The organism is Methylobacterium frigidaeris (assembly GCF_022179185.1).
In the GTDB taxonomy this organism is placed as follows: domain Bacteria; phylum Pseudomonadota; class Alphaproteobacteria; order Rhizobiales; family Beijerinckiaceae; genus Methylobacterium; species Methylobacterium frigidaeris.
The window spans coordinates 1-277 of record NZ_BPQJ01000187.1; the positions used below are offsets into that span (position 1 = coordinate 1).

Annotated in this window: 1 pseudogene; it reads left to right on the top strand. The window is 61.0% G+C overall.

From position 1 onward, the window contains the following. Positions 1-221: pseudogene (locus MFF64_RS36805) on the top strand (DDE-type integrase/transposase/recombinase); the annotation flags it as partial. Between the last annotated feature and the right edge of the window lie 56 nt (positions 222-277).

A 277-nucleotide genomic window follows, 5' to 3' on the forward strand; every position in this document is an offset into this window, starting at 1 on the left:
CGGACAAGCTCCGCTCCTATGCGGCTGCTCATCGCGAACTCGGGTTGAGCGCGCACCATGAGCAGGGCCAGCGTCAGAATAACCGGGCCGAGAACTCGCATCAGGCGGTGCGACGACGAGAGCGCAAACAGCAGGGCTTCAAATCTCCGGGCTCAGCTCAGTGTTTTCTGTCAATGCACGCCGCCGTCCAGAACACCTTCTACGTTCAACGTCATCTGATCTGAGCTATGCGGGGATTTGGGTGACGAGGCTGGTCAGGCGGCGCGGTGATCTGGGC